The organism is Pseudoalteromonas sp. S558, assembly GCF_005886635.1.
GTDB lineage: Bacteria > Pseudomonadota > Gammaproteobacteria > Enterobacterales > Alteromonadaceae > Pseudoalteromonas > Pseudoalteromonas aliena.
Window position 1 is genome coordinate 18629 of record NZ_PNDU01000088.1, and the last position, 14170, is coordinate 32798.

The 14170-nt window shown below is 40.6% G+C and carries 15 protein-coding genes; 14 read left to right on the plus strand and 1 reads right to left on the minus strand.

Annotated features, from left to right (window positions below; all coding sequences use genetic code 11):
- Positions 1-11 precede the first annotated feature (11 nt).
- On the minus strand, positions 12-470 hold the full coding sequence (locus CWB66_RS07170) for a zinc ribbon-containing protein (RefSeq protein ID WP_138584836.1): 459 nt from the start codon (positions 468-470) through the stop codon (positions 12-14).
- Between the two features lie 195 nt (positions 471-665).
- Here CWB66_RS07170 and leuS point away from each other — a divergent pair, with 195 nt between their 5' ends.
- The 14 genes from leuS (at position 666) to CWB66_RS07240 (ending at position 13987) form a co-directional block, all read left to right on the plus strand.
- Positions 666-3254 carry a leucine--tRNA ligase gene (leuS, locus tag CWB66_RS07175; protein WP_138584837.1) on the plus strand — a complete coding sequence of 863 codons (2589 nt, stop codon included), beginning with the start codon at positions 666-668 and terminating at the stop codon, positions 3252-3254.
- Position 3255: 1 nt separating this feature from the next.
- A complete protein-coding gene (locus tag CWB66_RS07180) occupies positions 3256-3747 on the plus strand; it encodes an LPS-assembly lipoprotein LptE (RefSeq protein WP_077538430.1) in 492 nt (163 codons plus the stop codon).
- Positions 3747-4784, plus strand: a complete 1038-nt coding sequence (holA, locus tag CWB66_RS07185; RefSeq protein WP_138584838.1) for a DNA polymerase III subunit delta — start codon at positions 3747-3749, stop codon at positions 4782-4784. Before CWB66_RS07180 ends, holA begins: the two co-directional genes overlap by 1 nt.
- A gap of 14 nt (positions 4785-4798) precedes the next feature.
- Positions 4799-5434 carry a nicotinate-nucleotide adenylyltransferase gene (nadD, locus tag CWB66_RS07190; RefSeq protein ID WP_138584839.1) on the plus strand — a complete coding sequence of 212 codons (636 nt, stop codon included), beginning with the start codon at positions 4799-4801 and terminating at the stop codon, positions 5432-5434.
- 55 nt (positions 5435-5489) lie between these two features.
- Positions 5490-5807: a ribosome silencing factor gene (rsfS, locus tag CWB66_RS07195; RefSeq protein ID WP_024610964.1), complete on the plus strand. Its 318-nt coding sequence runs from the start codon at positions 5490-5492 to the stop codon at positions 5805-5807.
- 37 nt (positions 5808-5844) lie between these two features.
- On the plus strand, positions 5845-6315 hold the full coding sequence (gene rlmH, locus CWB66_RS07200) for a 23S rRNA (pseudouridine(1915)-N(3))-methyltransferase RlmH (protein WP_002958522.1): 471 nt from the start codon (positions 5845-5847) through the stop codon (positions 6313-6315).
- A gap of 9 nt (positions 6316-6324) precedes the next feature.
- Complete coding sequence (mrdA, locus tag CWB66_RS07205; RefSeq protein WP_138584840.1) at positions 6325-8193, plus strand: penicillin-binding protein 2; 1869 nt, start codon at positions 6325-6327, stop codon at positions 8191-8193.
- Positions 8190-9296, plus strand: a complete 1107-nt coding sequence (gene rodA / locus CWB66_RS07210; RefSeq protein WP_077538438.1) for a rod shape-determining protein RodA — start codon at positions 8190-8192, stop codon at positions 9294-9296. Before mrdA ends, rodA begins: the two co-directional genes overlap by 4 nt.
- Positions 9296-10060 (plus strand): septal ring lytic transglycosylase RlpA family protein, encoded by a 765-nt coding sequence (locus CWB66_RS07215; protein ID WP_138584841.1) that lies wholly within the window; start codon positions 9296-9298, stop codon positions 10058-10060. Before rodA ends, CWB66_RS07215 begins: the two co-directional genes overlap by 1 nt.
- A 53-nt stretch (positions 10061-10113) precedes the next feature.
- Entirely contained in the window at positions 10114-11274 is a 1161-nt protein-coding gene (locus CWB66_RS07220; RefSeq protein ID WP_138584845.1) for a serine hydrolase, read from the plus strand.
- A gap of 389 nt (positions 11275-11663) precedes the next feature.
- The gene (gene ybeD, locus CWB66_RS07225) at positions 11664-11942 is read left to right on the plus strand and encodes a DUF493 family protein YbeD (protein WP_002958517.1); all 279 of its coding nucleotides are present in this window, start codon (positions 11664-11666) and stop codon (positions 11940-11942) included.
- Positions 11943-11961: 19 nt separating this feature from the next.
- Entirely contained in the window at positions 11962-12615 is a 654-nt protein-coding gene (lipB, locus tag CWB66_RS07230; RefSeq protein ID WP_077538442.1) for a lipoyl(octanoyl) transferase LipB, read from the plus strand.
- Positions 12612-13577 carry a lipoyl synthase gene (lipA, locus tag CWB66_RS07235; protein ID WP_138584842.1) on the plus strand — a complete coding sequence of 322 codons (966 nt, stop codon included), beginning with the start codon at positions 12612-12614 and terminating at the stop codon, positions 13575-13577. Before lipB ends, lipA begins: the two co-directional genes overlap by 4 nt.
- Positions 13578-13747: 170 nt before the next feature.
- Positions 13748-13987, plus strand: coding sequence for an RNA recognition motif domain-containing protein (locus tag CWB66_RS07240; protein ID WP_077538446.1), 240 nt, complete (start codon positions 13748-13750; stop codon positions 13985-13987).
- Positions 13988-14170 lie beyond the last annotated feature (183 nt).

Genomic DNA, 14170 nt, shown 5'->3' on the forward strand with positions numbered 1-14170 from the left:
AATACTACTATTTAGGGTTGCAAAGCCTTGCGGCTAAACTCTATTGAATCACATTCTATGCAAGGCGTTATTTGCGTCGCGTGATAAATATCGTGGCTATGGTTACAATTCTTACATACTAATGTGCCTATGGCTATCCATTCGCCTACGTGATATACACCATTGTGCTTAAAATCTTGACTTAACGATTGCCATTCAAGCTGTGTTTTATCTTCTATGTGCGATAGTTCAAGCCAAATAGACTCTTTAAGTTCTTGCCATGCAAGTGAATTATAATGAGCCTCGTGCTCTACAAGATGTTCAATGTCGTTCTTTAAATAGCTTTTATAAAGCTCATACCTTTCTTGGCTTAAATCTTTTAGTGCTTGCTCAGATCCAACAAACCCAGAAATCACGTCTTTTACACCATGCTCTTTCACCTCTTTTAGCCAATGGGTAAAACTGCCAAGCCATGTTTTGTAATCAGTCATTTATTACTCCTTCAAATTGCTGTTAAATCATTCTGTAACTTATGTTTTTAGCTAACTACAGTATAAAAAGGCAGGTTAACCTGCACTGAAAGTTACAATTTAATAAAAGCATGTTTTTGACGCTGTGAATAGTGTTTTATTTGGGGTATCCTAACGGCAATTTTTTATTAGTTTGCAAGAAGTCTGGAACCATAGATGCAAGAGCAATATAACCCGCAAGATATAGAGTCAAAAGTACAAAGCTACTGGGAAGAAAACCAGGTATTTAAAGTCACTGAAGATGAGAGCAAAGAAAAGTATTACTGCCTTTCTATGTTCCCTTATCCGAGTGGTCGACTGCATATGGGTCATGTGCGTAACTACACCATTGGTGATGTTGTTTCTCGTTTCCAGCGCCTGCAAGGCAAAAACGTAATGCAACCTATGGGTTGGGATGCGTTTGGTTTACCTGCAGAAAACGCTGCTATTAAAAACAAAACAGCACCAGCAAAATGGACTTACGAGAACATTGACTACATGCGTAACCAACTTAAGCAATTAGGTTTTGGTTATGACTGGGATCGTGAAATTGCAACCTGCCACCCAGAATACTACAAATGGGAACAATGGTTTTTCACTAAGCTTTACGAAAAAGGCCTAGTGTACAAAAAAATGTCGACAGTTAACTGGGATCCAGTGGATCAGACAGTATTGGCAAACGAGCAAGTTATTGACGGTCGCGGTTGGCGTTCAGGCGCTGTGGTTGAGCAAAAAGAAATTCCACAGTGGTTTATTAAAATTACCGACTACGCACAAGAGCTACTTGACGATTTAGATAAGCTTGAAGATTGGCCAGAGCAAGTTAAAACAATGCAGCGCAACTGGATTGGCCGCTCTGAAGGGTGTGACATTGAATTTAAGCGCACCGATAACGACGAAACATTTAGCGTATACACAACTCGTCCAGATACCTTTATGGGTGTTACCTATGTTGCTGTTGCCGGTGGTCACCCTATTGCACAAGAAGCCGCTAAAAATAGCGATGCTATTGCAATGTTTGTTGAAGAATGCAAAAACACCAAAGTTGCCGAAGCAGATATGGCAACAATGGAGAAAAAAGGCATCGCAACAGGCTTTTACGCCACTCACCCATTAACGGGCGAGCAAGTACCAATTTGGGTCGCTAACTTTGTATTAATGCATTATGGCTCAGGCGCTGTAATGGCAGTACCTGCACACGATCAACGCGATTTTGAGTTTGCAACTGCTTATGGTCTTGACATAAAACAAGTCATTGCACCGGTTGAAGGTTCAGACCTTGAAGTAAACCTAAAAGAATCAGCATTTACCGATAAAGGCGTACTTGTAAATTCAGGTGAATTTAACGGCCTTGATTTTGACGCTGGTTTTAAAGCGATTGCCGATAAATTAGAAGCACTCGGTGTTGGTGAGCGTAAAGTAAACTTCCGTCTACGTGACTGGGGTGTTAGCCGCCAACGTTATTGGGGCTCTCCAATCCCAATGCTTAGCGACGAAGAAGGCAAAGAGCTTGCTGCAACAGAAGATATGCTCCCCGTTCGCTTACCAGAAGACGTGGTAATGAACGGTGTAACTTCACCACTTAAAGCAGACCCAGAGTGGGCTAAAACAATAGTCAATGGCGCACCTGCGTTTCACGAAACTGATACGTTTGACACCTTTATGGAATCGTCTTGGTACTACGCCCGCTACTGTAGCCCACGCTACGACGAAGGTATGCTAGACCCAGCTGCTGCTAACTACTGGTTGCCAGTAAATCAATACATTGGTGGTATTGAGCACGCTATTTTACATTTATTGTACTCGCGCTTTTTCCATAAATTATTACGTGACTTTGGTTTAGTTAATTCTGATGAGCCGTTTGACCGCTTACTTTGTCAAGGTATGGTACTTGCTGAAACATTTTATCGTAAAGATGAAAAAGGCGGCGATATTTGGATTTCGCCAAGTGATGTAAATACCGAAACCGACGACAAAGGCCGCGTAACTAAAGCATGGCATAAAGAAGATGGCGAGCCGGTATTCTCATCTGGCATGAGCAAAATGTCTAAATCTAAAAATAACGGTATAGACCCACAACATGTAATTGCCCAGTACGGTGCAGATACAGTGCGTTTATTCATGATGTTTACAGCACCACCAGAGCAAACGCTTGAATGGTCAGACTCGGGTGTTGAAGGCGCGCATCGTTTCTTAAAACGTGTATGGAAATACGCGGTAGACGTTAAAACTGTGGGTTACCAAGCACTTGATAAATCAGCACTCACTAATCCGCAAAAAGTACTTCGTCGCGATTTACATAAAGCGATTGCTAAAGTGACTGACGATGTTGAACGCCGTCAAACCTTTAACACCGCTATTGCAGCTATTATGGAGCTTTCTAATAAATTATTGAAAGCACCGCTTACAGATGCACAAGATGTGGCGATTGCAAACGAAGCGCTTGAAGCGCTTGTGATTATGCTTGCACCTATAACGCCGCATTTATCGCATGAGCTTTGGAAAGAGCTTGGCAAAGAAGGCGAAATTTTAGATGCGCCATGGCCAAAAGTTGATGAGTCGGCACTTGTTGAAGACGAAAAGTTAATTATTGTCCAAGTAAACGGTAAGCTTCGCGCTAAGTTAACAGTTGCAGCAGATGCTACACAAGAGCAAGTAGAAGCCCTTGCGTTTGCTGAATCTAACGTCACTAAATTTACTGATGGCGCAACTATTCGTAAAATCATTTATGTGCCGGGTAAACTACTTAACGTGGTAGCTAACTAACATGGCGGCATTTAACGCCATTAAAAATGGACTAGCCTTAGTGCTAGTCTGTTTTTTGTTATCGAGCTGTGGCTTTCATTTTAAGAAAGCCTCTAGCCTGCCTGATAACTTAAAACAGCTAACACTAGTAGGCGATGATGAAAAGTCGGCCTTGTTCGAAAGCCTTAAAAACGAGCTAAAAGCCAGTAATGTAGAGCTAATACCGTCAGCTTCAGGCAAAGCTCAATTGTATTTACGTCAAGAAACAGTTGAACGTCAAACACTTTCGTTATTTAAAAATGGTCAAGTTGCTGAATACGAACTTGCTTATGGTGTATCGTATATTGTTAAACGCCCAGGCGAAAACGCAATAGAAAAACGCTTCGAGCTTTATCGTAATTATCAAGACGATCCAGATCATGCGTTAGCTAAAGCAAAAGAGCTTGAGCTACTCATTAGCGAAATTCGTGAGCAAGCTAGTCGTCGTATTGTTAGAGAGCTGTCGCAACTCTAATGCGCTGCTACGCAAATCAACTACCGAGCGAATTAAATAAAGGGCTAAAGCCCTTTTATTTAGTATTTGGGGAGGAACCTTTTCAAGAAGCGCAGTGTGTACGGCAAATTCGCGACACGGCTAAAGCGCAAGGCTTTGATGAGGTAATTAAATTTACTTTAATGCAAGGATTTGATTGGCAAGAAATTATAGCTCAGTACCAAAGCATGTCACTGTTTAGCGCACGTACTATTATTGAGCTTGATTTAAACCAACAAAAACCTGGTATTGTTGGCAGTAACACATTTAAAAAAGTTATTGAACTGGTCAATCCCGATACTATTTTAATTATTAAAGGCGCTAAAGCTAGTCAAGAAGTACAGCGCGGTGCGTGGTTTAAAGCTCTCGATAAGCTTGGTGTATTTGTCCCTTGCTACCCACTAACTGGCTCACATGTAAAACGATGGCTTGACGAGCAGTGCCAACGCTTATCGCTTAACATGCAAAACGATGCCAAACTTAGTTTAATAAATGCCACCGAAGGTAATTTATTAGCGTGTTTTCAAGAACTCGAAAAACTCTCGTTATTACACGGCAATGCGCTTATTAATCAGCAGTTAGTCATGCAAGGGCTATTAAATCAGGCCAAGTTCGATATTTTTGATTTAAGCGACGCCCTATTAAATGGCCACGCTAAACAAGCTATTAAAGTATTAAACAAACTGGCCAGTGATAACACCGAAGTGGTGAGCATTTTGTGGGCTATAACCAAAGAACTTACTACACTTATAAATGTGCAACTTGGTTTATTAAATGGCGAGCCTATTGCTAATTTATTTAAACAAAATGCAATTTGGAAAAATCAGCAAGGCCCAGTTCAAAACGCAATAAATCGTTTAAACATGCATACACTTGAACACATAAACAGTGATGTTGCTTTGTTTGATGCCAGTTATAAGCAAGGTAATTTAATTGCACCTTACCAAGCGCTTGCTCATATTTGTATTAAATTTTGCCAGCCGCTCGACATCCCAATGCCTTGCCACACGGTTAATTAAAGGGTGTATGTGAAATGATTGCAATTTATGGTGGCACATTCGACCCTGTCCATTTAGGGCATTTAAATATGGCGCAGCAATGTGTTAAAACATTTAATTTAAATACACTTTATTTTATGCCTTGTGCATTACCTGCCCACAAAGCAGCACCGGGTATTAGTACACAGCACCGTATCAATATGCTAAACGCGGCGATTGAACCTTATCCGTATTTTGATCTCGATTTAAGAGAGCTTAACAGAGCCGGTCCATCCTATTCGTTACTTAGCTTGCAAGAATTGCGTAAAGAACACCCAGCTACGCCTATTTTATTTTTGATTGGTATGGACTCGTTTAACAACCTCGACAAATGGTTTGAGTGGCAAACAATAACGCAGCTATGCCATATCGTCGTGTATCAGCGCCCTGCTCAAGATTGCAGTGTCAATGGTGAACTTAAAAGTTACTTGCAACATGCAAAGGTAGACAAAGTAACGGCACTTGAACAAACTCTCGCTGGGAAACTTTATTTTTTATCCGGTGAAACCCATAATGCAGCCTCGAGTATCATTCGAGAACAGCTTAAAAAAAGTAATAAAAAGAATGAACTATTACCCGATGCAGTGAGTCATTACATACAAATGCATCAGCTCTATCAAATTGATGCTTAAAAACGCCTACCGTGTTAAAATGCGCGCCATTAAATTTTTAAATTGAGACAAAACCTTGGATTCAAAACAATTACTCGCTTTTGCTATGGATAAAATTGACGATATGAAAGCGCGTGACATTATTCATATTGACGTAACAAAGACATCTGACATCACTGACTATATGGTTATTTGTTCAGGCACATCGAAGCGCCACGTACAATCAATTGCCGATCATTTAGCAAAAGAAGCACGTCACGCAGATTCAGAACCTCTAGGTTATGAAGGCGAAAGTGATGGCGAATGGGCACTGGTTGATTTAGGTGACGTGGTTGTTCACGTAATGCAAAGTGAAGCACGTATCTATTACGATCTAGAAAAACTGTGGGGCTAAACCCTTACTCATTTTAGACAATGCTTGGAAGTAATTCGTGAAAATACAAATGATTGCTGTTGGTACAAAAATGCCAGCATGGGTAGAAACGGGATTTGCAGAATATCAGCGCCGTTTCCCTAAAGATATGGCCCTTGAGTTAATTGAAATTCCAGCCGGAAAACGTGGCAAGAATGCGGATATAAAACGTATTTTACACATTGAAGGTGAAAAAACATTAGCGGCTATTCCAAAAGGCAATCGTATTGTTACGTTAGAAGTCACAGGGAAAGCGCTAGATACTCACCAGCTTGCTAAAAACATGGAAAAATGGCAACTCGACGGCCGCGATGTAAGTTTACTTATTGGCGGACCTGAAGGACTTGCTCCAGAGTGCATTGCAGCTTCAGAGCAAAAATGGTCGTTATCTAATTTAACATTACCGCACCCGTTAGTGCGCATTATTGTTGCAGAGAGCCTTTACAGAGGCTGGAGCTTAAATAACAACCATCCTTATCATCGCGAGTAACCTCTTGCCATGCTAAAACAAAGACCCACTATTCGTGACCACTCCGCAGAAGCAAACTTATTTGCTAGGCGTGCATTCGTGGGTTTTGTTTTTGTATTAGGGTTAATGGCTGTACTGCTTTCTAATTTATATACAATTCAAGTAAAAGATCACGATGGCTATCAAACCCGCTCTAACGATAATCGTATTAAAATTATACCTATCCCCCCCAACCGTGGTTTAATTTACGATCGTAATGGTGTTCTCCTTGCTGAAAACAAGCCTGTTTATAACCTTGAAGTGATACCTGAAGAGGTGGATGACTTAGCCAAAGCACTTGTGCAAATAAGTAAATTAATCGCGCTTACTGAGCAAGAAAAAGAAGACTTTTTAGACGATATAAAACATACGCGCCGTTTTAAATCACAGGTTCTTAAAGCCCATTTAGATGAAACTGAAGTCGCTAAATTTTCTGTTAATCAACATAAATTCCCAGGGTTTAGTATTGAAGCACGACTGGCCCGTTATTATTCATTTGGCGATACCCTCACCCATGCTTTAGGCTATGTAGCTAAACTCAATAAAAAAGAGCTCAATCAATTAGAGCAAGAAGGCCGCGATACAAATTACCGTGCCACTCACGATATTGGTAAACTCGGAATAGAGAAATACTACGAAGAAACACTCCATGGTAACGTTGGCTCGCAACGCGTAGAAGTTAACAATCGTGGACGAATTATCCGCACGCTAAGTATAACCCCCCCACAACCAGGTAGCGATTTGGTGCTTACCCTCGATGTCGGCTTACAGCAAATAGCGCAACATGCACTTAAAGATATGCGTGGTGCTGTAGTGGTGATGGACGCTAAAGATGGCGGCGTACTGGCACTTTATTCAAACCCAAGTTACGACCCTAATTTATTTGTGCATGGCATTAGCAGCAAAAATTACAAAGCGTTACTTAATCAAGACAGTCCATTAATAAACCGTACTACGCAAGGTCGTTATGCACCCGCCTCTACGGTAAAACCTTTAATGGCAGTATTAGCGCTTGAAGAAAACATCGTAAACGAAACAACATCAATGTGGGATCCTGGTTTTTTTCAAATTCCTAATGTGGATCATAAATGGCGTGACTGGAAACGCTGGGGTCATGGGCACGTTGATGTATATAAAGCAATTGAAGAGTCGTGCGATACTTACTTTTACGATGCAGCCTATCGGTTAGGGATCACTAAAATAAGTGACTTTATGACCCGTTTTGGCTACGGTGATTTATCAGGTATTGATATACATGAAGAAACCACGGCTATATTACCTTCAAAAGAATGGAAAGAAGGCCGCTTTAAAGAATCCTGGTGGCGCGGCGACACGATTTCAGTTGGTATTGGCCAAGGTTATTGGACGGCGACCCCGATTCAAATTGCGAACGCGACTAATATATTAGTTAATCGCGGCATTAATCACCCGCCTCATTTAGTACAAGTGGTCAGAAAAGACGGTGGTGTAACGCAAATTAACAATGAAGAAAAACCGCCTATTATTTTGAAGAATCCACACCATTGGCAGGTGTCTTTAGATGCAATGCACAATACAGTTAAAAAAGTATCCGGCACAGCACATAAAGCTTTTAAGGGGACTCGCTACGACTCTGCAGGAAAAACAGGGACTGCGCAAATAGTTAGCATTGCACAGGGTGAGCGTTACGATGCAAAATCACTAAAAGAACGACAACGCGATAACACCATTTACATTGGTTTTGCACCGTTTGACGATCCTAAAATAGTCGTTTCTGTGGTATTGGAGAATAACCATGGCGGGATCCAAATCGCTCGACAACTTATGGATTATTACTTTGCAGCTAACCCCATTAATATTGCTAGGAATACCATACCATGACTAGGTTGCATGATGAACGCTCTATTTGGATGCGTATGCACCTTGATTTGCCGCTATTTATTGCACTAATTGTGATGATGATAGGCAGCATAATGGTTGTTTACAGCGCCAGTGGTCAAGAATCGTCAATGATGATTAGGCACATGACGCGTATGGGCGGTGCTGTTGTTGCGATGATTGTTTTAGCCCAGTTATCGCCAGCTGCGCTAAAACGCTTAGTGATCCCACTTTATTTTGTTGGTTTATTAATGTTGGTCGCAGTACTTTTATTTGGTGTAAGCTCAAAGGGTGCACAACGTTGGCTCGATTTAGGAGTTACTCGATTTCAGCCTGCGGAGCTAATGAAACTAGCAGTACCTATGATGGTTGCGTGGTATATAGGCCGTAATCACCTTCCCCCTCGTCCAATGCATTTAATTATTGGTTTTATGATTGTTATGCTTCCTACGCTGCTAATTAAAGAGCAGCCTGATTTAGGCACTGCCATCCTCATTGCAAGTTCTGGTATATTTGTATTGTTTTTATCGGGTTTGAGTTGGCGATTAATTGGCTTTTTAAGTTCAATGGTAACGCTTGCCGCGTGGCCTTTTTGGCATTATGGGATGCATGATTACCAAAAACAGCGCGTGCTGACATTTTTAGATCCTGAAAGCGACCCTCTAGGGTCGGGTTATCATATTATTCAGTCAAAAATAGCGATAGGCTCTGGTGGCGTTGAAGGTAAAGGCTGGTTACAAGGTACACAATCTCAACTAGAGTTTTTGCCTGAGCGCCATACCGACTTTATATTTTCGGTGCTAAGTGAAGAGTTTGGGCTATTCGGGGTATGTATTTTACTTAGCCTCTATTTATTTATTATTGGCCGTGGTTTATATATTGCCGTTAACGCACAAGATGCATTTGGAAAATTACTAGCCGGCGCGCTTACTCTCACTTTTTTTGTTTATGTGTTTGTAAATATTGGCATGGTATCAGGCCTTTTACCGGTTGTTGGCGTCCCTTTACCATTAATTAGCTACGGTGGCACATCAATGGTCACGCTAATGGCTGGTTTTGGCATAATAATGTCCATTGCCACAGACAAAAGGATGCTTTTAAAATAATGCGACTTTATATACAGCTATTACTAAGTACACTGTTAATTATACTTTTAAGCGCCTGTAGTAATTCAGGTAGCCGCTACCATATGCGCCATGACACTGCTCCACTTAGAGCGCCAACGGTGCTTGAAATGCAAGATGCTGTAATCACCGACGTTACTAAAAGTGCAAGCACGAGTCGCCCATATACAGTACTTGGTAAGCGCTATACGCCAATGCTTGATGAATCAGGCTACTCTGAAGAAGGCATTGCTTCGTGGTACGGCCGTAAATTTCATGGATATCATACTTCAAACGGTGAAGTTTATAATATGTTTGCTATGACGGCTGCACATAAAACGCTGCCGTTACCTAGTTTTTTGCGTGTGACTAACATGAGTAACGGCAAATCGGTCATTGTGCGTGTTAATGACCGTGGCCCCTTTCATGATGACAGGATAATCGATCTCTCGTACGCTGCCGCTTATAAGCTTGGTTACTATACTCATGGTACAGCAAAGGTTAAGCTCGAGGCAGTTACGCTGGGTGGCTCAGCTAAAACGAATGAAACTTATATTCAGGTTGCTGCTGGGAGTACACTGGAAAATATTGAAGCACTGGCAAGTACCTTGCGCCTTCAATACAAGTTGCCAACTAATATTGTACAAAAAGACGCTATTTATAGACTGCATTTAGGTCCAATTAAAGACGCTCAACATGCACATCAAGTCTTAGAAAAATTAAAACAAGATCAATTTCAAAACGCGTTCTTGCTTTACACTCAGTAAGGCCTTTAGAATGGCGTAACGCGAATTTTTAACTTTAACCATTAATGAGTATGATGAAATCTATTAAATATAAAATCCTCAAAGGTGTATGCGGCTTAGTTTGTTCTGCCGCCGTATTTTCAGCCAGCGCCCAAATTATTCCGGCACCACCTCAAGTTAATGCAAAAGGCTATTTTTTAGTGGACTTTACAACGGGTAAAGTAATAGCTGAAGGTGAAGCTGATACGCAACTAGCTCCTGCTAGTTTAACTAAAATGATGACCAGTTATGTAATTGGTACTGAAATTAAAGCCGGTAATATCGCCCCCTCAGACATGGTTACTGTGAGCGAAAAAGCGTGGGCTAAAAACTTTCCTGAATCGTCTAAAATGTTTATTGAAGTAGGCAAACAAATTAGTGTAGATGAGCTTAACCACGGAATAATTATTCAATCAGGTAACGATGCGTGTGTTGCAATGGCTGAGCATATTGCAGGTAGCGAAAGCGCATTTTCTGACTTAATGAATGCACATGCGGCTAAATTAGGCATGAGCAACAGCCATTTTATCAACAGCCACGGCCTAGATACTAATGAGCACTATACAACACCACGTGATATGGCAACGTTAAGCGCGGCACTTATTCGTGATGTGCCAGACGAATACGCTCTTTATAAACAAAAGTCATATACCTACAATGGCATTAAGCAATATAACCGTAACTCGCTGTTATGGGATGAAAGCTTAGATGTAGACGGCATTAAAACAGGCCACACATCTGAAGCAGGCTATAGTTTAGTAACATCGGCTACTAAAAACGGTATGCGTTTGATTGCCGTTGTTATGGGTACTTCAAGCGAACGTGCGCGCAAAATAGAAAATAAAAAATTACTTAATTACGGTTTTCGCTTTTTTGAAACAATTACACCGTACAAGGCAGGCGATAGCTTTGCAGAGCAACGTATTTGGATGGGTAATAAAGAAAACGTATCGTTAGGTATTTTAGAAGATACACCAATCACTATTCCACGTGGCCAGCATAAAAACCTTAAAGCCAATTTTGAGCTAGACAATACACTTGAGGCGCCTCTAGCGAAAGGTACTAAAGTAGGTACTTTATTCTTGCAATTAGAAGGGGAAGATATCGCTCAATACCCACTAGTAACGCTTGAAGAAGTGGAAGAAGGCAGCTTCTTTAGTAAAATTTATGACTACCTACGTTTACAAATAATGTAAGTGTAAAAATAAACTCACAGCAATTGTGAAGTTAAACGAAACGCCTCCATTATGAGGCGTTTTTTTTTGCTTGAAAAATGCTAGAATGCGCCCCATATAAAGCAATCATGTTGAGTTTTTATTTTGGGTATTCCAAAATAATATCAATCTGTTTAAATATGAGGTTTATTTAACGATAAAAAATCGCACTATAACAAGGCAAAAATTTTTATACCTAATTGTTCTAAATGAAAATTTTAACGTCGTTATGGAATGATTTAGTTTGTTAAATTGTTCAAATACTTATGTCGATTGATTATTACATTAACTCAGATTGTCATTACCCTGTCAGTTTAGCGCCTAGCATTATGCTCAGAGCCAATACTTTATTTGTTTGAGGAGTCACCGTCGTGGTTCAACCTGTTAAAGATACAAAATTTGATGAGTACTTAGAGTACCCTTGCCCATTTACATTCAGAATTATGGGTTTAGCTAACGTAAACCTAACTGATCAAATTTTAGCTAAGTTACAACCTATTGCACCTGGCGACTACGCACCTAAAGTAAAACCAAGCAGCAAAGGCAATTACGAATCAGTAAGCCTTGTAGCAACGGTTACAAGTGGCAAACACATTGAAGAAATTTATAACGTGATCAGCAATATTGATGACGTACGCCACATGCTTTAAGCCATAGTTGAGATTTGTTGTGAACGAAAACACCTTAATCGTACGCCAACTGGGTCGTCAGCGTTATATGCCTATTTGGCAAAAAATGCAGGACTTTACCGACACCCGAGATGAAAATACACCAGATGAAATTTGGCTTGTAGAGCACGAGAGTGTATTCACTCAAGGTCAAGCCGGTAAAGACGAGCACTTACTTGCCCCAGGCGACATTGAGGTTATTAAAGTGGATCGTGGCGGACAAGTAACGTACCACGGCCCCGGCCAGCAAATGATGTATGTATTATTTAATCTTCGACGTTTAAAAATTGGCGTACGTGAACTGGTTACGTGGCTTGAAGAGTGCATTATTGAATCACTCGCCGAGTACGATATTAAAGCGTACGCTAAAGCTGACGCACCGGGTGTTTACGTCAACGACAGTAAAATAGCATCACTTGGACTTAGAGTTCGTCGTGGCTGCTCGTTTCATGGTTTAGCATTAAATGTTAACATGGACCTAAGTCCATTTTTACGTATTAATCCGTGTGGTTATGCGGGCATGAATATGGTGCAAACTAAAGAATTAGATGGTCCTCAAAACCTAGAAAGTGCGGGTGAAGGATTGGTAAAACACATGATCAATAAGCTTAATGCAACACAGGTTAAGCATACTGAAGGGTTTGAAAACGAATGAATAAACCAGTCAAAATGGAACCAGGTGTAAAACTACGCGACGCAGCAAAAATGGCGTTGATCCCAGTTAAAGTTTTACCTACAGAAAAAACCGAAATGTTGCGTAAGCCAGAATGGTTAAAAATTCGCTTACCTAAATCAACCGAGCGTATTGACGGTATAAAACAAGCGCTACGTAAGCATGGCTTGCACTCAGTATGTGAAGAGGCTTCATGCCCTAACCTCTCTGAATGTTTTAACCACGGTACAGCCACCTTTATGATCTTAGGTGCAATATGTACTCGTCGTTGCCCATTTTGTGATGTTGCCCACGGTCGTCCATTAAAACCTGATGCCGCTGAGCCTGAAAAACTAGCACTGACAATTAAAGATATGAAGCTAAACTACGTCGTGATCACGTCAGTTGACCGTGATGATTTACGTGATGGTGGTGCACAACATTTTGCCGATTGTATTCGCGAAATCCGCAAGCACAACCCAACGATTACTATCGAAATTTTAGTGCCTGACTTTCGTGGCCGTATGGATCGCGCACTCGAGATTTTAATCGAAACACCACCAGATGTGTTTAACCACAATCTTGAGACTGCGCCACGTTTATACAAACTGGCTCGCCCAGGTGCCGATTATAAATGGTCGTTAGAATTACTTCGTCGTTTTAAAGAAGCTCACCCAGAAGTTAAAACTAAATCAGGCTTAATGGTTGGCTTAGGTGAAGAAATTAGCGAGATTGAAGAAGTACTTCGTGATTTACGTGCGCACAACGTTGACATGCTAACAGTGGGTCAATACCTACAACCTTCTAAGCATCACTTACCAGTTAAACGCTACGTGCCACCAGTAGAATTTGACGGCTTAAAAGTATATGCAGATGAAATTGGCTTTACTCACGCGGCTTCGGGCCCGTTTGTACGTTCAAGCTACCATGCAGATCAACAAGCTGCGGGTAAAGAAGTAAAATAAATAGACCTAAGTACTAAATTACTTGTAGAGTCATTAAATGCCGTTAGTTAATAAATTAAACTAACGGCATTTTTGTTTATAATAAGTTTTTTAACTGTTTATCAAATAAAATTAGGTTAAATCCACCTAAGTTGAGATAATTAATACTGATATAATTATTTAGGTTCATTATGAAACTATTAGTTCGTAACTTGTCTCGCGCTACAACAGAGCATGAGCTTCGTATTTTGTTTGCAGAGCACGGTAAAGTGACTACTTGTAACTTAGTACTTGATAAAGAAACAGGCCAATCTAAAGGCTTTGCCTTTGTAGAAATGCCAAACGACATTGAAGTTAAGGCTGCGATTAATGCACTTAACCAAACGAGTGTTGATAAAAGCAAAATCCGCGTAAAATTAGCAGATGCTTAATACCAATCTGCTTATATATGGGGTCTATTTAACGTTAAGAAAATTACGCTAGAACTAGGCAAAAATTTTGTATCTAGTTGTTCTAAATGAAATTTTTTAAGGACCTTATAGTGCAATTTAATTCGTTAAATTGTTCAAAGATTTATGCAGTTTGGTATTACCTTATTAATATCAAAGGTATAA